At 67.5% G+C, this 19599-nt stretch carries 11 protein-coding genes; 8 read left to right on the forward strand and 3 right to left on the reverse strand.

Annotation, left to right across the window (positions count from 1 at the left end; genetic code table 11):
* Nucleotides 1-21 precede the first annotated feature (21 nt).
* Genes ACYVDN_RS16790 through ACYVDN_RS16800 form a run of 3 tightly spaced genes read right to left on the reverse strand, consistent with a single transcriptional unit; the run spans nt 22 to nt 5188 of the window.
* Nucleotides 22-2664 carry a glycosyl hydrolase family 2 protein gene (locus ACYVDN_RS16790; RefSeq protein WP_460573450.1) on the reverse strand — a complete coding sequence of 881 codons (2643 nt, stop codon included), beginning with the start codon at nt 2662-2664 and terminating at the stop codon, nt 22-24.
* Nucleotides 2661-3830 carry a dienelactone hydrolase family protein gene (locus ACYVDN_RS16795; protein WP_460573452.1) on the reverse strand — a complete coding sequence of 390 codons (1170 nt, stop codon included), beginning with the start codon at nt 3828-3830 and terminating at the stop codon, nt 2661-2663. The genes ACYVDN_RS16790 and ACYVDN_RS16795 overlap by 4 nt, the downstream gene beginning before the upstream one ends.
* An 8-nt stretch (nt 3831-3838) precedes the next feature.
* Entirely contained in the window at nt 3839-5188 is a 1350-nt protein-coding gene (locus tag ACYVDN_RS16800) for an ABC transporter substrate-binding protein (protein WP_460573454.1), read from the reverse strand.
* Nucleotides 5189-5626: 438 nt separating this feature from the next.
* Between ACYVDN_RS16800 and ACYVDN_RS16805 the strand changes: the two genes are divergently transcribed.
* The 8 genes from ACYVDN_RS16805 to ACYVDN_RS16840 all read left to right on the forward strand — a co-directional run bounded on the left by ACYVDN_RS16805 (nt 5627) and on the right by ACYVDN_RS16840 (nt 19420).
* On the forward strand, nt 5627-6655 hold the full coding sequence (locus ACYVDN_RS16805; RefSeq protein ID WP_460573456.1) for a LacI family DNA-binding transcriptional regulator: 1029 nt from the start codon (nt 5627-5629) through the stop codon (nt 6653-6655).
* A gap of 163 nt (nt 6656-6818) precedes the next feature.
* Complete coding sequence (locus tag ACYVDN_RS16810) at nt 6819-11477, forward strand: carboxypeptidase regulatory-like domain-containing protein (RefSeq protein WP_460573458.1); 4659 nt, start codon at nt 6819-6821, stop codon at nt 11475-11477.
* Between the two features lie 336 nt (nt 11478-11813).
* On the forward strand, nt 11814-13157 hold the full coding sequence (locus ACYVDN_RS16815) for an ABC transporter substrate-binding protein (RefSeq protein ID WP_460573460.1): 1344 nt from the start codon (nt 11814-11816) through the stop codon (nt 13155-13157).
* A gap of 74 nt (nt 13158-13231) precedes the next feature.
* Nucleotides 13232-14554, forward strand: a complete 1323-nt coding sequence (locus ACYVDN_RS16820; RefSeq protein ID WP_460573462.1) for a BNR-4 repeat-containing protein — start codon at nt 13232-13234, stop codon at nt 14552-14554.
* 16 nt (nt 14555-14570) lie between these two features.
* Complete coding sequence (gene uidA, locus ACYVDN_RS16825; RefSeq protein ID WP_460573464.1) at nt 14571-16466, forward strand: beta-glucuronidase; 1896 nt, start codon at nt 14571-14573, stop codon at nt 16464-16466.
* Nucleotides 16463-17524 (forward strand): DUF6807 domain-containing protein, encoded by a 1062-nt coding sequence (locus ACYVDN_RS16830; protein WP_460573466.1) that lies wholly within the window; start codon nt 16463-16465, stop codon nt 17522-17524. Before uidA ends, ACYVDN_RS16830 begins: the two co-directional genes overlap by 4 nt.
* Nucleotide 17525: 1 nt before the next feature.
* The gene (locus tag ACYVDN_RS16835; protein ID WP_460573468.1) at nt 17526-18686 is read left to right on the forward strand and encodes a Gfo/Idh/MocA family protein; all 1161 of its coding nucleotides are present in this window, start codon (nt 17526-17528) and stop codon (nt 18684-18686) included.
* Between the two features lie 2 nt (nt 18687-18688).
* Complete coding sequence (locus ACYVDN_RS16840; protein WP_460573470.1) at nt 18689-19420, forward strand: cupin domain-containing protein; 732 nt, start codon at nt 18689-18691, stop codon at nt 19418-19420.
* Nucleotides 19421-19599: the final 179 nt, after the last annotated feature.

Consider the following 19599-nt stretch of genomic DNA (forward strand, 5'->3'; position numbering starts at 1 on the left):
ACTCGACCACCGGAGTCCGCGCTACGACCAGCGCAGGCGCGGCACCTCCAGCAGCCCCGACCGGAGACCGACGGTCGCCGTCTCGAGGTCCTGCATCGTGAACCGCTGGCCGTAGTGCGCGCGCGAGGTGCGTACCAGCTCGTCGACGGCCGAACGAACCTCGGGATCCCCGAACGCGGACGCCGTGCTGTTCGCCACGACGAGCCGCAGGGTGTTCGTGCCGATCACGAGCGCAGAGGTGATCTCGACTCGGAACGGCGGAGCGAACAGCACGCCGAGGCCGTCGCCGTTCACCTCGATCTCGACGATCTCGCCGACCGACGGGCGCAGCACCGCGCGGTACGACGAACCGCGGATCCCCTGCTCGCCTGCATCGCCGCCGTGCTCGGGTTCACCCGCGCCGAAGTCCAGCACAACGCGCTCAGGGATGCCCGACGGCCACAGCTCCTCAGTGTCGAGCTCGACCGTGTACTCCACCCGACCGGCGTAGCCGGTGCGTTCGTTCTCCCACACGTGCGGAAGCTCGACAGCTCGGGAGGCGTGGTCATCCTCGGCGCTGTCGAGGAATCGGGCGGTCCACCCTGAGGTGATCGTCGCCTCTCCGGTGAGGCCCTCGGTGACGATGCCGTTCGCCGAATCGGTCGCCGGCGTCGTCTCCGTACCATCCTGGGAGGCTTCGAATGCCTCCCCCGTCACGAGCACGACTGCCTGGTACGGCGCGAGGGTCACGTCGATGCGAGCGGACGCGTCGCCCGACGCGACGACGCGTGCTTCATCCGGGCTCCAGAGCTGCCAGCCGACTTCGAGGCTTCTCGGCCGTGCGACGAATGACTCCGTCGTGGCGCCGGTGTTGACGATGAGGTAGGTATCGCCGTCGAGGAGTCGGCGATGCACGAAACCGATCGTCGGTGCTGCGGGTTCGATGGTGAGGTCCGCGGCCGTGCGGGCGAGCAGTTCGTTCGCGAGAGACGCGGCGGTCACCGCATCGCCGGGAACATGCTCGCGGGCATCCGTTCCGTCCTCGACGACGGCGATCACGGTTCCGCCCGCCTCTCGAACGGCGCGGAGCACCCCGGCGCTGCCGTCGGGAAGGCTCGACACGAAGGGCAGCACGACAGTGGTGGATGCCGATGGCGTGAGCTCGGCCAGCGTGTCGTCATCCACGAGATCGAAGTCGAATCCAGCCTGCCTGATGGCGGCGGGGATCGGGGCGCCGATGCGGTCGCGCGACTGCCGCCACAGGTCGAGCGTTCCGCCCTGCTCCATGCCGAGGGTCGGATACACATCGCCGACGGGCAGGTAGAGCAGCACGTCTCGCACGGGTTCGCCCTGGCGAAGCAGCCAGCTCAGTCGTGTGAGGTAAGTGGTGAGCTGTGGCATGGCCGGCCACCACGCATTGCGATCGTCGAGCGCACCCGACGCGTAGAAGAACCAACCGAGCCCTTGCGCATCGGGAGCGGTGTATGGCCAGCCGTGGCCGACCAGCTGGTTGATGCCGAGCAGGAAGTGCTCGTGCGCCTCACCCTTGAGATCGAGCGGGGTCGCGCGGAAGGACGGGGAATGCACCCAGGTCCAAGTCTCCGACGACACGATGGCCGTGCCGTCGTGGTGCGCTGCGGATGACGCCCATCTGGTCTGCGGAATCCCCAGCCATCCCCACCCTTCGCCCTCAGCGAGGTCGGCGTGACGATAGCTCCGGAGCCGGGCGGGCGGCGCACCGTAGCTCTGCACCCGGAACGGAACCCCGCGGCCGGCCGCCCACTCGCTCACCACGTCGAGGAAGTTGCGCTCGTAGAGCTCGCCGAGCGTCTCGTAGTACTCGGCTCTGAACGCCCCGGAGCCGGGGGAGTCGAAGCGCAGGCGCCAGAGCTCGGAGAGCAGCGGATGCCCGTTCCTTCGCTCGAACTCGGCGGGGAGGTCCGTCGTCCAGTCCGCGCCGTACGCCTCGAGGCTGTCGCAGAACACCGAGCCGAGCAGATGCGCGGGAACTGCGTCCAGCATCGGATCGGCGACGGCACGCAGGTGGTCACGCGTTGCCGCGGCCGAATAGTGGTCGAGAACCGGCCCCTCGGCTCCGGCAGCTGCACGCTTCACCTGCTGCCCGGTGGTCACCGACCACGCGAGTGCGAGCACGCGCGGACCGCGGCCGCCCGGCACGGTCAACCTCTCGGGCGACTCGTGGTCTGGTTGGACTCGGTCCAACCTCTGCGGCGGCTCCTGAAGCGACCCGTCGCCGACGTAGGCGCCGAGAAACGCGTCGCCTCGCTGAGTCGGCGCCGCCAGCACCTCGGTTTCGAGTGGGCCGATGTCGCGGACATCCCATCGCACCCGGCGGGCCGCCGTGTCGTCGGTGATGTGAGGCCCGCCGAACGACCACCCGCTGCCGATGGTGAGATCGAAGGTCATCCCGAGCTCGCGCGCGGTGTCCGCAGCGAAGCGCAGGTCGCCGAGCAAGGCGGGGGAGAGGAACGGATGCTGCACCCGCGACAGCGGATACACGAACGCGACCTCGACGCCGCCGATGCCCGCGTCGCGCATGGCGGTCAGCTCGCGTGCGAGTTCGCCCCGCTCGACATCCGGCCCGAACCACCACCAGCGCATCCTCGGCCGGCAGTCTTCCGGCGGGTTCGCGAACGTGCTCAGGCTCGGGCGGGCTTCGCTCATGGCAGGTCGGGCTCCTCGTGCGCCGCATCATCCGTGACCTGGCTCTGCGCGCGAGCGGCCCACGCGGAGAGGAAGGATGCCGCGACATCCTTCATGTCGGGCGTGAACTCGTGCCCGGCATCGAAGAACCTACCGACGTAGCCGGGCAGCTCGGAGAGCGAGGCGTCGGCCTCGCGCATTCCGTCGAGTGGGAAGAGCGGGTCGCGCTCGCCGTAGAGCGCGAGCAGTTCGCGGTCGCCTCCGACGCGGGCGACGTCGGGCCAGTCGGTCAGCTGCCAGAGGCCAGGGCTGTGCAGCAGCCAGGAGTGCGCTTCGATGTAGCCCGGCATCATCGAGGCGAACGTGGCCATCATGCCGCCGACCACGACGGCACCGAGCCGGTGATCCAGCGCGCCGAGCAGGTGCGCCCGCCCACCGCCGCCCGAGAAGCCGATCGTCGCGAGGCGAGAGGCGTCGACCCCTGGCAGCCCGGCGAGCACGTCGAGTGCGACGAGGTCGTCCGCGACCACCATGCCGGCGAACGTCTGGCCGAGGGAGCCGGCGATCTTGGCGAGCAGCTCCTCGTGGGCGTTCGACACCGCGTCGAAGAGCTCGTCGTCGGTCCAGGTGCGGCCCTCGGATGCCCAGAGTGCGAGCAGCGCGTCGCGGGTGACGGCGAGCTTCGGTGTCAGCACCGAGAGGTCGAACCGTCTGCTCGACCATGAGAAGGCGTCGTGCGCGAGCACCACGAAGCCCTCGCGTGCGAGCCGGTTGGCGATGGCGCCCGGGTTCTCGCCGCCGAAGTCGATGAGCTTGTTCGCTCCGACCGAGCGACGGCCGCCGTGCGAATGGAGCGCGAGGATGCCGGGCGCGTTCCCACCCCCGGCGTCCGAGTCGCCCGCCGCCGAGTCGGCCGCACGCACCTCCCACGCCTGGGTCTCCGGCCCGTACGGCATGCGCCACCGCAGCGGTGTGATGACGACACCCCCGTGCGCGATCGGTTCGTCGCGCACAACCTCTGGCGTCTCTGGCCGAGCCCTCAGCCCGAGCACATCCGCGAGACGTTGCACGTCGTCGTTCCGCGCCACGAAGGGTGACGCGGCAAGGGCGTGCGCCGGCCAGTCGTCGTACCCGCGCACAGGCGAGGGCACGGGCGCCGCGATCGGCGCACCGTGCCCTTCGTTCATCGTGTGGATCAGCTGCCCGACGACGCCGCGGACAGCAAGCCCTTGGCCTCGGTGTCGAATGCCTGAGCGGCCTGCTGCGGCGTGGCGCGCTTGTACATGACGTCTTCGATGTGGCGCAGGATGACCGCAGCCATCGTGCTCGTGCCCTTCGGCGGCACCGGCGGGACCCACTTGATCTCGCTCTTGATGTCGTTCATGTAGTTGATGGCGTTCTGGTCGTACTTGGAGAGCAGCGGCTTCACAACGGCGAGCACCTTCTCGTTCGCAGGAACTCCGCGCTCGGCGAGCTGCAGCTTGGCCGCGTCGGTGCTGTTCAGGAACTCGTTGATGAGCGCGCCGGCCTGGGCCGGGTACTTGGTCTGCGATCCGATCGACCAGTACATCGACGGCTTGTAGTAGACGCCGTTCTTCTTGGCGGAGCCCGCGACGCTCGGCGGGCGCAGCAGAACGCAGTCGCCGCCGTTGGCCTGCTGGTAGGCACTGATCTGGTTGCTCCACATCACGGCCATCGCGAGCTTGTTGGTGCCGAACGTCGTCTGCTGCACCGACGCGGTCGAGTCGTTGATGAAGGCGTCGGGGCTCAGGCCACCGCCGGAGTTGAAGAACTTCTGAGCGAGGGTGAACCACGACGTCACCGTCGGCAGGCTGTAGCCGAGCTTGCCCTTGTCGGTGTAGAGCTGCTCGCCGTGCTGGTGCAGCCAGATCTGCAGGTCGGTGTCGCCGGAACCCCAGCTGCCGCCCGCGTAGGCGCCGTTGGATGCCTGGGCGAGCTTCTTCGAGATGTCGATGAAGTCGTTCCACGTCCAGGTGGTGTCGTCGGGAACGTCGACCCCTGCCTTCTCGAACAGCGTCTTGTTCGCGCCGTACGCGTAGGCGTTGTTGCCGGTCGGGATGCCATACAGCTTGCCGTTCAGCATGCCCTCGTCGAGTGTCGACTGCAGAGGCTTGGTGTCGATCGTGGCGATCTTCGACATGTCGAGCAGCGCGCCGCGGCCGCCGTACTCGGCGATGTAGGCCTGGTCCATCTGGATGATGTCGGGCTCGGTCTGACCGGCGACCTGGGTCGACAGCTTCGTCCAGTAGGTCGGCCACTCACCAGGAGCCTGGCTCACCGTGATGGCGGGGTGCGCCGTCGTGTAGTCCTGGATGATCTTGCTCGTGTACGCGGAGCGCACCGGGTTGGTCCACCATTCGAAGTTCAGCGTCGCCTTCTTGAAGGCATCGCCCGCTGCCGCGGTGGCTCCGCCGCCCGCGCCGCTCGGAGTGGCGGAGGTACCGCATCCGGCGAGCAGGAACGTGGTGCCGATACCGGTGAGCGCGAGAGCGCCGAACTGACGCCGGGACATCTGCTGTGACATGTGTGTGGCCTCCTTGCCATACTGCGATCACGACGGGTAAACGCTTTCCCGACCGCTCGCAAAATTATTGTGACTTCACCCGAATCGTGTCAAGGGTTGCCCGACACTTTCAGAAATCGCTTTCTGGAGGGCAAGTGTATGCATGCTTCCGGGGCAGCCCAAGACGTTGTGCCGTGAATGTTATCTACGACTCAGGACTCCCTCATGAAAAGTGATCGTTCATGCCGAAGAGTGAACGACTGCACGATCCGTTGGATAAACTGATGGCAACGTTTTGCCATTGCGTAGACAGGTCCGCTCTGTGCGGCGTCGATCCCGAAGTCGACCCGAACCACATCGGACGTGAGGAGCCTCGGCAGTGCGTCGTGTTCCGTTTCGCGTCGATGGTGACGCCGGGAACGGGCAGGACGCACTTCGCAGAGGGGTGAGTGAGGGGACATGCAGGACAACGCGACGAGGGTGCCCGCGCCGCGGCGCAAACGCGTGACGATCATGCAGGTGGCCAGTCATGCCGGAGTGTCGCACCAGACCGTCTCGCGCTACCTGCAGTTCAACGGAGGCCTCAAGCCGGCGACGATCGAGAAGGTCGAGGCGGCGATCCGCGAGCTCGACTACAAGCCCGATCTGATCGCACGGTCCATGCGCACCCGGCGCACGAACCGCATCGCCATCGTGCTCCCCGAACTGACGTATTACCTGCCGACACCCTTCCGCGGTGCGGCCGCCGTGGCTCACGAGGCGGGATACGAGGTGGACGTCGTCAGCCTCGAAGGCGACGAGGCGAGGCGGCGCCAACGGGTACTGGCCCTGATGGAGAGCGAGCGCATGGAGGGCATCCTCTCGCTCACCCCCATCGGAGACGTGGCCTCCCTCCAGGAGGAGTCGTCGGCACCGGTGCTCACGGTCGGCCAGTACGACGACAAGATGCGCTCGACCGGAGCGTTCGCCGACGGCGCCTTCGTCGCGGTCGTCATCGGTCACCTCGCAGATCTCGGCCATCGCAGGTTCCTGCATGTCGCGGGCGACCAGCGCTGGGCATCCGCCCGCAACCGCATCAACGTGTACAACGAGACGATCGAGCGACTCGGGCTCGAGTCGTACGGGGTCGTCGGAGGTGAATGGACCGCGCAGTCGGGCTACGACGCTGCGCGCGACCTGCCTGCGAACTCGGGCGTGACAGCCATCTTCGCCTCGAAGGACACCATCGCGTTCGGCGTGATCAGGGGTCTGCAGGACCGGGGGATCAGGGTTCCGCACGACATCAGCGTCGTCGGGTGGGACAACGACGAGTTCGCGCGGTTCTCCGTGCCGACGCTGAGCACAGTCGAGGACAACCTCGAGCTCATCGGTCGCCAGAGCATGCAGCAGCTGATCGCCCGCATCAGGGGCGAGAACCCGCCGGAGTTCCCGAACGAGATCGTCGGCCGGCTGATCCCGCGGGGATCGAGCGGCCCTGCGCCCAGCTGAGGTCGCGCACGTCGTTCCGGGTCGCGCCGCACGCCGGGCATCCGACTTCGACCAAGTCGTTGACAGTAATAGTGAACGATCACTAGAGTCACACCGCCGGACCCGCACCAGCAGAACCATCGGTTCGCGGTCGAGGGGTCTGGCGGAAGCGAAAGGAACATCGATGTCCCTCTTCTCATCGACTCGACGGTCGCGCGGCCTTGCGGCGATCACCCTCGGCGCGGTCTTCGCCGCCACCCTCTCGGTTGTCGCCGCTGCTCCTGCGGCGTCGGCCGCGCCCTCGTCGGCGACCTCTTTCACCGGTTACACCGGCAAGGGGCAGCTCCAAGCAACCGGGCGAGGCATCGTGCAGAACGACGCGCTGCCTGTCGCCGACTCCTCGGCGCCCGCGGGCACCGGCACCACCTACTACGTCGACTCCCAGGGCGGTGACGACTCGGCGAACGGCACGACGCCGTCGACCGCCTGGAAGTCGTTCGCGAACGTCAACGGCAAGGCCTTCGGCCCCGGCGACCGCATCCTGCTCAAGGCGGGGAGCGTCTGGCAGGCGCAGGGCGACCAGGTCGCGAAGGAGGCGTTCGACTACACGACCTGGAACAACGGCGTTCCGACGGATGTCACCGAGGCGGCACCGACAGCGCTTGTGGCGCCAGGGGGCTCCGGCAGCGCGGCCGACCCGATCGTCATCTCCAGCTACGGAACGGGCGACGCTCCCAAGCTCGAGGGCCGCGGAGTCGTCAACGACGTGCTCCAGCTGACCAACCAGCAGCACTGGGACATCTCCAACCTCGACATCAGCAACGTCACCGATGGATTCGACCCGTCGCAGTGGCAGCCGGGAGCCAACCAAGGCCTCCTTCCGGGCGAGGAGAACCCGAAGACGGGCGACCTTCGGGGCATCCACGTGCAGGGCGAGAATGCGGGAACGCTGAGCGGCTTCGACATCCACAACGTGTTCGTGCACGACGTCAGCGGCGTCACCTGGTCGATCGGCAGCGCCGGCCTCGATCGCTCGAAGCGCACGGGCGGCATCCTCTTCGAGGGCCTGAAGGGCGACGGTCAGACCGTCTCGCGCTTCGACGACGTGGTGGTCAGCGACGACTACGTCGCGAACACCTCGTTCGCGAACGTCATCTTCAAGCAGTTCTCCGGCATGGGCACCGACCGCTACCTCGACCGCGCACCCGGCTGGGGCGACCGCGCCGTCGCCAAGGCGAGCAACACCGGCGTGGTCACCGAAGACCCGAACTGGCGGCCGAACACGCACATCGACATCTCCGGCAACTACCTCACCAACCGCGACACCCAGTACGGATGGGACTCGCTCTACCTGACGAGCGTTCAGGGCGCGACGGTGGATGACAACCTCATCGACGGCGCAGGCGTGTCGGGCATCGAGATGTACTACTCCGACAACATCGTCGTTCAGAACAACGAGGTCGCGGCGATCACCAACCGTGCGAATGCGGCCGACTCCAACGGCATCGACGGCGATCGCGGAACCTCGAACATCCTGATCCAGGGCAACTACATCCACGACTCCGGCGAGGGTGTGCTGCTCTGCGGTTTCGCCTTCGGCACCTCGGTGGAGCGCTACAACGTCATCCAGGATGTCGCGCGCAACTATGTCAACCCGCACGGCGACTCCGGTGTGAACGTCATCTACGACAACCTGATGTACAACACGAGGGCTCCGTCGTCGAACAACACCGTCGGGTTCTTCAACTCGTCGGGAACGAACAGCAGCGTGCTGACCGACAAGAACCGTCACTACCTGTACGACAACGTCTTCGTCAACACGCTCGCCTCGGTGAGCGGTGCAGCCCTGCAGGCGAACTTCCCCGGCGTGTTCTTCGGCAACAACTCGTACTACGGCCCGGATGTCTCCGCACCCGCGCAGGATGCCGACCCGACGACGGCCGACCCGATGCTCGGCGACCCCGGTGACGCCATCACCGACATCGCGCCGACGTCGGCGTCATCCTCACTGATCGCAGCGGGCACCCCAGTCGACCTCTCGCAGATCGCGCCCGGCTTCGACGCGACGGGCGACACCTCGACGAGCCAGTTGCCGGTGAGCACCGACTTCTTCGGCAACCCTCTGACGACGCCACCGACGATCGGGCCCGCCTCCCACACCCCGGCGACCGGCAAGGCCGTCATCGTCGGAATCGTGCGCGACCAGGACGGCGTCGCCGTGCCGAGCGCGCAGGTGCAGTACGGCACGACGTCACTGACCACTGGAGCCGACGGCAGGTACGCCATAGAGGTGCCGGCAGGCGACTACTCGCTCGCCACGTCGGCCGACGGCTACGCGGATGGCCAGCCGTTCGCCGTCACCGTCACGGCCGGTCAGACCCTTTCGCAGGACCTGACGCTCGGTCAGACCACGGCGACCGTCGGAACCGTCGCTGGAACGGTGACCTCCAGCGGCAAGCCCCTCGCAGGGGCCACCGTCACCGTCGCCCAGGGCACGAACGCCCTCGGCACGGCGACCACCGACGCACAGGGCGCCTACTCGATTGCGAACGTCACGATGGGCACCGGCTACACCGTGTCGGCGACCAAGCCCGGCTACCAGACCGGCTCGCAGTCCGGGGTAGAGGTCAAGCCTGCTCGAACCGTCACCGTCAATCTCGTGGTGCCCGCCCAGGCGCAGCCGACGCATTACGCGATCAACGAGACGTTCGACAACGACGCGACAGGCGACTTCACCCAGACGGGCGACGGCGCCCTTGTGGCGAACACCAACCCGGCCGTCGGCACGGTCAGCGTCGTCGACGATCCGTCTCACCCCGGCAACAAGTACCTGAGCATCGACAAGACCAGCTCGAGCTCCGGGGTTCTCGCCGTGCACAACACCAGCCCGCTGAACCTCACGGGCACGGTCACCATCGAGGCGCGCATCCAGCGCACCAGCACGAACACCTCGGCGAACCAGGTGGCGATGTACTCGTACGCGGCATCCGGCTGGAATGCGTCGAGCCCGGCATCCTCCACCAATCCGGCGGCGACGTTCGGGTTCTCCGGCGGCAAGATCATCACGCACAACGTCACAGGGTCGAGCACCGTGAAGAACGTGGAGAACTACAACGTCGGCCAGTGGTACACGGTGCGCAACGTCGTCGACCTCGACACCGGCACGTTCGACCTCTATGTGGATGACATGAGCACGCCCGTGCTCACGGACCAGCCCCTGCGCACCAAGGTGAGCTCGCTCGACTACTTCGACTTCTACGTGAACGCGTCCAATGTCGGCGACATGCTCATCGACTACTTCAGAGTGAACACGGGGACGCCTGTCGACTACAACGACGCCTCACTCGGAACGGTCACAGCCAAAGCGCCGAGCGGCGATGTGGCCCTGACCCCGTCGCAGGACGGACTCTCGTACACGGGAACGACCGACCCCTACGACACCACGGCGACGATCGCCGCCGCCACCGACAGCCCGTTCGCAACGATGACCGTGAACGGCAAGACGGTGGCATCCGGAGCGTCTGTCGACGTGCCGCTCGCCGCCGGCAACGACGGCGACGCGCTCGTGACGACCGACATCCCGGTGGTCGTGACAGCGGAGGACGGGTCCCAGAAGGCCTACACCGTCTCGATCTCGCGCACGAACCCCAACCAGCTGGCCCAGCTGCGCAGCCTCTCCCTCGACGGCCTTTCGCTGGATCCGGCGTTCTCGCCGGGTCGGGTGGGCACGGACAGCCCGTACGCGGTCACCCAGAAGCTCGACTCGAGCGTGACATCCGTTCACCTCACCTGGGCGCTCGGATGGGATGACCAGCAGGTGCAGATCAACGGCAACGTTCTCCCAGCGGGCACCACAGACGCGACAGTGCCGGTTAGGCCCGGCGACAACACGATCACGATCGGCGTGGACTCGTACCCGGGGGACTCCGGCACCTACGTCGTCACCCTTACACGGAACGCCGTTGACCTCACGGCTCTGACAGCGGCGATCGCCGGGGTGGACGCCCTGGATGTGACGCAGTACAGCGCTGACAGTTGGGCTCCGTTGGCAGCCGCCCGGGACGCCGGCGCGAAGGTGGCGGAGGACACGGGGGCTTCGCAGGCCGATGCGGATGCCGCGACCGCGGCGATCACGGCGGCGAAGGCCGGTCTGGTGTCTGCGGTGCAGACGCTGTCGGTGATGCCGGCGAAGGAGGCGTTCGCGACCGGTACGGCCGAGGCGGGCAGCCCGGTGTTGCACGGCACTCGGGCGGATGGTTCGACGGTGACGTTGACGGACGCCGACGTCACGGCGACGGGATGGAACTCGTCGAAGGCAGGTTCGGTTCCTGTGACGTTCACGCTGCGTCCCGGTCTTGCGGCCACCGGTTCAGCGCCGGTGACGGCCACGGCGACGTTCGTGTTCGCTCCCGCGTGGTCGGCGACGACGGCCTATGCGGCGAACAGCACGGTCGTCTATCAGGACACCCTCTGGTCGGCATCCTGGTGGAGCCAGAATCAGAAGCCCGGCGACCCGACCGGTCCGTGGCAGCAGTTGCGCACGGCACCGGATGGCACGACCATCTGGACCGCGTCGCGCATCTTCGACAAGGGTGACGTCGTGGTCTATCAGGGGCAGCTCTACAAGGCGGATTACTGGACGCGGAACCAGACGCCCGGCGACCCGAACGGACCCTGGGAGCAACTGGCGACCACCAGCGACGGCACGGCGCTGTGGACGGCGTCGAGGATCTTCCACGCCGGTGATGTCGTCAGCTACCAGGGCAAGCTCTACTCCGCCAAGTGGTGGACCCGGAACCAGGTGCCCACCACCCCCAACGGCCCGTGGGAACTCCTCGGCTGACATCCCCAGCACCGCCGGCCCACCGGCCCGTGCCCGCGCGCCTGTAGGGCCGCGGGAGCGCGGAGCCGCGTCCCCCTCCCGCGAGACTGCACGCCCACCCCATACAGCGGGTAAACACCGCGCCCGTGGCGTGGGCGTGCAGTCTCGCGCGCTGGCGGGCGGGCGCAGGGAGGACGCGACGGGCCTCGGGCTCCACGCGAGTGCCGGCGCACCCTTGCGGACCATTCCGACCTGAAAAGTCACCCCGACTAGTGAACGATCACTTTCTGTGTTACCGTGACACGACGAAGCGGGAAGCGCTTTCCCGCGGACCCCACACCATGGCAAGGAGGCCACATGTCACAGCAGCTCTCCCGGCGCCAATTCGGCGCTCTCGCCTTGACAGGCATCGGGACCACATTCCTGCTCGCAGGGTGCGGGACCTCCGCAACTCCGTCCGGTGGCACCAGCTCGACGGCGGCGGCAGGCGATGCCTTCAAGAAGGCCACACTCAACTTCTCCTGGTGGACCAACCCCGTGCGGTCGACCAACACCGCCAAGATGGTGAGCGACTACACCGGGGCGCACTCCGCGATCACCGTGAACCAGCAGCCCGGCCAGTGGGCGACGTACTGGACCAAGCTGTCCACGCAGGTCGCCGGTCAGACCGAGCCCGACGTCATCCAGATGGACCAGGCGTACATCGCCGAGTACGGCGGCCGCGGTGCGCTGCTCGACCTCGCGACCATCGGCTCCATCGACACCTCCCAGGTCAAGTCCTCCCTCGCGGACGGAACGCTGGATGGCAAGCTCTACGGCATTCCGATCGGTGAGACCGCATACAGCATCTGTGCGAACAAGACCCTGTTCGAGAAGGCGGGTGTCGACGTTCCTGACGACAAGACCTGGACGTGGAACGACTACCTTGCTGTCAGCAAGCAGCTTGCCGATGCATCCAAGGGCGCCTTCACAGGCACCTCGTGGTTCGGCGCCGACCAGGACTTGCAGATCTGGCTGCACCAGCACAACCAGCAGCTCTACACAGACAAGGGCAAGCTCGGCTTCACGACCGACGCTGTGGCGAGCTGGTTCACGATGGTGCAGAAGCTGTTCAAGTCCGGCGGCGGACCGACCACGGATCAGTACACCAACGACATCGTCGCGCCGGTGCAGCAGACGATGTTCGGCACGAACAAGACGGCGCTCGGCTGGCTCTGGAACACCCAGATCACAGCGTTCCAGCAGGCCAACGGCGGGGACTGCGTGCTGCTGCGTCCGCCGAGCGTCTCCGGCTCGGCTGACAAGAACGGCCTGTACTACAAGCCGTCGATGTACTGGTCGATCGGATCGCAGACGAAGTCGCCTGCTCAGGCAGGTGGTCTGATCAACTACTTCCTCAACAATATTCCCGCCAACAAGATCCAGCTCACCGAGCGTGGTGTGCCGGTGGGTGCCGCTGTGGTCTCCGCGATCAAGCCGCTGTTGTCGCAGTACGACCAGAACGCCGTCGACTACCTCGCGAAGATCAAGAGCGAGATCAAGTGGGTGCCGCCGGTGCCGCCGCGTGGCACCAGCCAGGTGGGCTCCACCGCACAGCGCCACACCGAAGACGTGATCTTCGGGCGTGCCACTCCGTCGGCCGCAGCCGCCGCGTTCAAGACCGAGGTGCAGGGCCTTCTGAGCGCCGCCAGCAACTCCTAGGAACGCCTCGAGGCCGTCCGCCTGGTGAAGGTCAGGCGGGCGGCCTCGTGTTCGTGCACGAGAGAAAAGGACTCATGACCGAGTACGTCATCAACGACAACGGAGCCTGGTGCTGGTTCCAGGATGAGCGGGCACTCGTCGACCCGACGACCCAGACCCTCGTGGTCGGGTCTATGGCCGCGGCAGAGGGCGCAGGGGGCGAGGGCCGATCCGGCAACGTCGAACTCACCGTCGTCGACCTCGCGGCCGGCACCTCCAAGGTCGTCGTGCTGCACGAGGCGCTCGAGGTCGACGACCACGACGTGCCGGCGCTCTGGCGTCGCAAGGACGGCCGCTGGCTGGCCGCGTACTCGAAGCACAAGACCGACGACCTCATGCGCTGGCGCATCAGTGAGCCGGGAGACCCGACGACCTGGGGACCGGAGCTCACGTTCGACTGGAGTCCGTTCACCGAGGGACGGGGCGCGACGTACTGCAACCTTCACGAGCTGGACGGCCGGCTGTACTGCTTCACACGGGCGGTCAACGACGACCCGTGCATCCTCGTCTCCGACGACGACGGCGACTCGTGGACGTACGCGGGTAAGCTCTTCACCCGGCCGAAGGTCGGCTACGTCAACGGCTACACCCGTTACGAGTCGTCGCCAGGACGGATCGACTTCGTCACGACGGACCACCATCCCCGCGACTACGACAACTCGATCTATCACGGCTACCTTGCCGGGACCGCCCTCCACCGATCGGACGACTCGATCGTGCACTCGCACGCCTTCGACCCGACGGTGGATGCCCCCTCCCAGGTCGAACTGACGACCGTGCTTCCCGCGGGGGCGTCGCTCGGCGGTGCCACGCTCACGCACGCGTGGACGTCCGATATCCGGCGGGGCAGCGACGGCACGATCGTCGCGACCCTGACTGCGCGCGGCGACGACTTCCCCGAGACGCCCGAGGAGGAGTTCGCACGCCTTCGCCCGGTGCTCGACCACCGCTTCGTCTACGCGCGCAAAGAGCAGGGGCGTGACTGGGCGCTGCACCCGCTGGGCAAGGCCGGCGCCGGTCTGCTGCCTCACGAGCAGGACTACACAGGACTCGCCACGATCGACCCCTACGACGTGGACTCGGTCTATATCTCGACGTCCTTCGACCCGCGCACGGATGAGAAGACGCCGCACCACGAGATCTACGTGGGACGAACCGCCGATGGTGGAGCGAGCTGGTCGTGGACCGCCGTGACCGAGAACTCGGAGGTCGACAACCTGCGTCCGATCGTGGCGCCCGGCGACCCCGACCTGGTGGCCCTGCTCTGGTTCCGCGGCGACATGACCGCCTCCCAGCACTTCCGGTGCGAGGTCGTTCTGCGGCACGTTCCGCGCTCGTCGGACGAGAACGCGCACTAAGAGAAGGGAGGCCCCGATGTTGCGGCCGCAAGACAACGACGTCAGGGAGCGCAAGCTCCTGAACGGGCTCTGGTCCTTCCGCGTCGACCGGAATTCCGTCGGACGCCAGGAACGCTGGGCGGATGAGCCGCTGAGGCATGCCCGGCAGATGGCCGTCCCAGCGAGCTACAACGACGTCATCGTCGACGCCCGGACGAGGCTGCACGTCGGCTCGGTCTGGTACGAGACCGTGGTGTGGATACCGCGCGGGTGGGGCGAGAGGCGGATCATCCTCTACTTCGAATCCGTGACCCATCGCGCCACCGTCTGGGCAGACGGAGTGAAGGTCGGCGGCCACGAAGGGGGATACACACCGTTCGAGATCGACCTCACCGCGCAGGCGGCGGCCGGGTCATCAGTTCGCATCACGGTGGAGGTCGACAACACACTCACGTTCCAGACCATCCCGCCGGGCGTCGTACTCGATACCGAGCGTGGCACGCGCCAGAAGTACTGGCACGACTTCTTCAACTACGCCGGCATCCACCGGTCGGTGTGGCTCGCGACGACGGCACGGTCGCACCTCGACGACGTCACGGTCGACACCGACATCGATGGGACCACCGGCGTGGTCAGATACTCGTGCGACCTGGTCGGCGGCGAGGGGCTCACCGTCTCCGCGACCCTCGTGGATGCCGAAGGCGCGGTCGTCGGCACGGATGACGGTGCCACGGGCGAGATCGCGGTGCCGGACGCCCACCTCTGGGCGCCGGGCGGTGGCTACCTCTATGAGCTGCGACTGCGGGCGAGCGACGGGGACGACCTCGTCGACGAGTACCGGCAGAGCCTGGGCATCCGCACCGTGCGTGTCGACGGGACCCGCTTCCTCATCAACGGCGACCCCTTCTACTTCCAGGGCTTCGCGAAGCATGAGGACATCCCGATCGTCGGCAAGGGCCACAACGACGCCTTCCTGCTGCACGACTTCGAGCTGATCGAGTGGATGGGCGCCAACTCGATCCGCACCTCGCACTACCCGCACTCCGAAGACGTCATCGACTACGCGGACCGGCGCGGCATCGTCGTCATCGACGAGACGCCGGCCGTCGGGCTCAACATGGGCATCGGCGGCGGCGTGTTCGGCGCGCCGGGCTACGTCACCTTCTCGGACGACACCATCAACGCCGTCACTCAGGATGCCCATGCCGCAGCCATTCGTGAGCTGATCGCCAGGGACAAGAACCACCCGAGCGTCGTGCTGTGGAGCATCGCGAACGAGCCGGAGTCGCAGACCCCAGAGGCCGAGGAGTACTTCCAGCCGTTGTTCGACGTCGCGCGTGCATCCGACCCGACGCGGCCCGTGGGCATCGTGAACGTCGTGCTCGCTCCGCACGGGGAATGCCGGCTTGCGAAGTACAGCGACGTCCTCATGATCAACCGCTACTACGGCTGGTACGTCGAGCCGGGCGACCTGGAGCTCGCCGAACTGCAGCTCGAGACCGAGCTGGCGGCATGGGCGACGGATGGCAAGCCGATGATCATCACCGAGTACGGCGCCGAGGCGTATCCGGGGTTGCACTCCGTCGTGCCTACGCCGTGGACCGAGGAGTTCCAGCAGGAGTTCTACGCCATGTACCACCGGGTCTTCGACCGCATCGACGCGGTCATCGGCGAGCAGGTCTGGGTGTTCAGCGACTTCGCCACCACCGCGGGCCCGATGCGGGTCGGCGGCAACCGCAAGGGCATCTTCACCAGGGACCGCAGCCCGAAGGGCGTCGCCCACGCGCTGCGGTCGCGGTGGCTCAGCCGGGCCGGCCAGATACGGCACGACGAGACACGACACGACGAGACGCGACACGACGACGCAGACGACACGACGAGACGGCCGGGCGGCGACGCCCGACGGCCGCAAGAAAGGACGCAAGCACCATGAACCCGAATGCGCAGCGGAGGCTCTCCCTGCTCCACGACGTCGATCGCGGTCTCACGGTGACCGCGGGCGCCGACGGAGAGCCTGATGTGCAGCTGATGCGGTACGTCTACCGCCCCGACGAGGTGCAGTACGAGTCCCCGCGCCCCTACGTGCACCCGATCCGCACCCCGGGCGGCCGCCTCGTGACGGTGTTCCGGCCCTGGGATCACGTCTGGCACAAGGGCGTCACCCTCGCGCTTCCCGTCGTGGGCGGCGACAACTTCTGGGGTGGTCCCACCTACACCCGTGCGGCCGCCGGATACGTCAAGCTGCCCAACAACGGCTCGCAGGACCACGAGCGCGTCACGGAATTGACCGAGCGCGATGGCACGGCGGTGTTCGCGCACGAGCTCACGTGGCACCGCCAGCCCGCAGAGGGCGAGCGCGTGGGCGTCGCCGTCTTCACGGAGCGCAGGACCATCACGGCGACCCTGCTGCCGGAGCACCAGGCCTGGGTGCTCGGATGGCGCACCGAACTCACCAACGTGTCGGGGGCATCCATCGAGATGGGCTCTCCGACCACCGAGGGGAGGGAGAACGCCGGATACGGCGGGCTCTTCTGGCGTGGCCCGCGGGCTTTCACCGGCGGGGACATCGTCGGCTCCGACGGCACGACCGGCGAGGACGTGCGCGGCACCCGCGGCGAGTGGGCCGGATTCAACGGACGGCACGACGGCGAGGACGGCTCATCGACAGTGGTCTTCGTCGACCGCTCGCCATCGCAGGGCTTCGACACCAAGTGGTTCGCACGCTCCGAGCCCTTCGCCTGCCTCAACCCCGCGCCGTTCTTCGATCGGGTGCGCGTGTTCGAGGCCGACGAGACCATCGAGCTGCGGCATGCCGTGACCTTCGCGGACGGTGCATCGGACGCCGACAGGATGACCGTGCTCGCGCGGGCGGCACGCGGTGTCGCCGAAAGCGGGGATGACCTCGTCGCGGGCATCCACTCCGGGACCCAGATCGAGACCCGGACCCAGATCGAGACCCAGATTCACACCGACGCAGAGGGAGCGCGTTGACATGACCGAACAGAATGCGAACCAGCGACAGGCGAGGGCCTTCACTTCGGAGGCGCCGCTGCGCGTCGGGATCATCGGCACGGGCGGCATCGCTCGCAAGCACGCGTCGAGCCTTGCCGAGCTCGACGGCCGCGCCCGCATCGTCGGAGCGTGCGACATCGATGCGGAGCGGGTCGAGGCATTCCAAGCCGAATGGGACGTGCCCGTCGGCACCACCGCGCTCGAGGAGCTGCTGGATGCCGTCGAGCTCGACATCGTGCACCTGTGCTCGCCTCCCGGGCTGCACAAGCAGCAGGCCGTCGTCGCGCTTCGGCGGGGCATCCACGTGCTCAGCGAGAAGCCGCCTGCGCTGTCCCTTGCCGAGCTCGACGAGATCGCGGAGGCGGAGCGTGTCGGCGGTGCACAGTTCGCGACCATCTCCCAGCACCGCTTCGGATCGCGGGCGGTCTGGCTGCGCGACCGGGTCGCCGACGGTGCGCTCGGCCGTCCGCTGACCGCGGTGTGCAACACCCTCTGGTACCGGCCGGACTCGTACTTCGACGTGCCGTGGCGCGGCAACTGGGACGTCGAAGGCGGCGGGCCGACCATGGGCCACGGCATCCATCAGATGGACACCACGCTGTCCATCCTCGGCCCGTGGTCGCAGGTCATCGCCGTTGCGGCCCGCCAGGCTCGGCCGGTGGTCACCGAGGACCTGACCCAGGCGATCGTCACGTTGCAGAACGGCGCCGTCGTCAGCGTCGTGAACAGCCTGCTGTCGCCGCGCGAGACCAGCTATCTGCGGTTCGACTTCGAGTACGCGACGGTGGAGCTCGAGCACCTCTACGGATACTCGGACGAATCCTGGAGGATCACGGCGGCACCCGGGTACGAGGAGCAGGTGGCGGAGGCATGGGCGCTCGGGCCGCACGGCATCGCGAGCAGCCATGCCGCGCAGTTCGCCGCCATCGTCGACGCGCTGGAGAAGGGCGATCCCATCCCGGTGACCCTCGACCAGGCGCGAGGCACCCTCGAGCTCATCGCCGGCATCTACGCCTCGGCGTTCACCGGAACCTCGGTCTCGGCCGGCGACATCGACGCCGAGTCGCCCTTCTACCGCAGCATGGAAGGAAGCGGCGCGCCGTGGGCCGGAGAGGTGGTCATGGCGGAGAAAGCCTCGTGAGCGTGGCCGACGAGGCCCTCGCGAGGGGTCTTCCCGGCGGCGTCGCGGTGTCGCGGCTGCGGGTCTACGACTGGCCGACCGCCGACGGCGAGCACGGCGGGTCCCCCCACCTGCACACCGCGTCGACAGAGGGCTACGTCGTGATCGCCGGCACGGGCCGGGTGCAGACGCTGAGCTCCCAGGGGCTCGCCGTGACCGAACTCGTGCCAGGAACCGTTGCGTGGTTCACGCCCGGTACCGTGCACCGGCTCATCAACGACGACGGCCTCGACATCCTCACCCTGATGTCGAACGCCGGGCTCCCCGAGGCGGGCGACGCCGTGATGACGTTTCCGGCCGACGTGCTCGCAGATCAGGAGGAGTACGCGCGGCGTGCCGCGCTTCCGGCATCCGTCTCCTCGGAGGAGAGAGCGAAAGCCGCACGTCGTCGTCGCGACCTCGCGCTGGAGGGCTTCGCCGAACTCTGCGAGCGGGCTGCGACGGATCTGGATGGCACCCTCGACGACCTGTATGCGTCGGCGGCTTCTCTCGTGTCCGACCGGGCCAGGTCGTGGAGGCCGATCGTCGAGGCTGGCCCGCGGGCTCAGCTCGCCGCCACCCTCATGCAGCTTGAGCGACTGGGCGCAGCGGATGCGGGGCTGATGGCCGACTCGGGCATCCGGAGCACGACCCCACGACCCGAGGAGCAGTTCGGCATGTGCGGCATGCTCACGACGTGGGGAGTCGACTCATGATGCCCGACATCGTTAGAAAGCGTTTTCTGTTTGCGCTTGACTCAGCTCAGAGGTGCCAGGTAACGTGGCCACAGCGGTTTTCGGGAAGCGCTTTCCGCATCTGTCCGATCCATGCCGAAACGGGGTCGAACACCGCGGATCACGGGATGATCCGCACCATGTATTCAATGTCGATTACT

The organism is Humibacter soli, assembly GCF_054779035.1.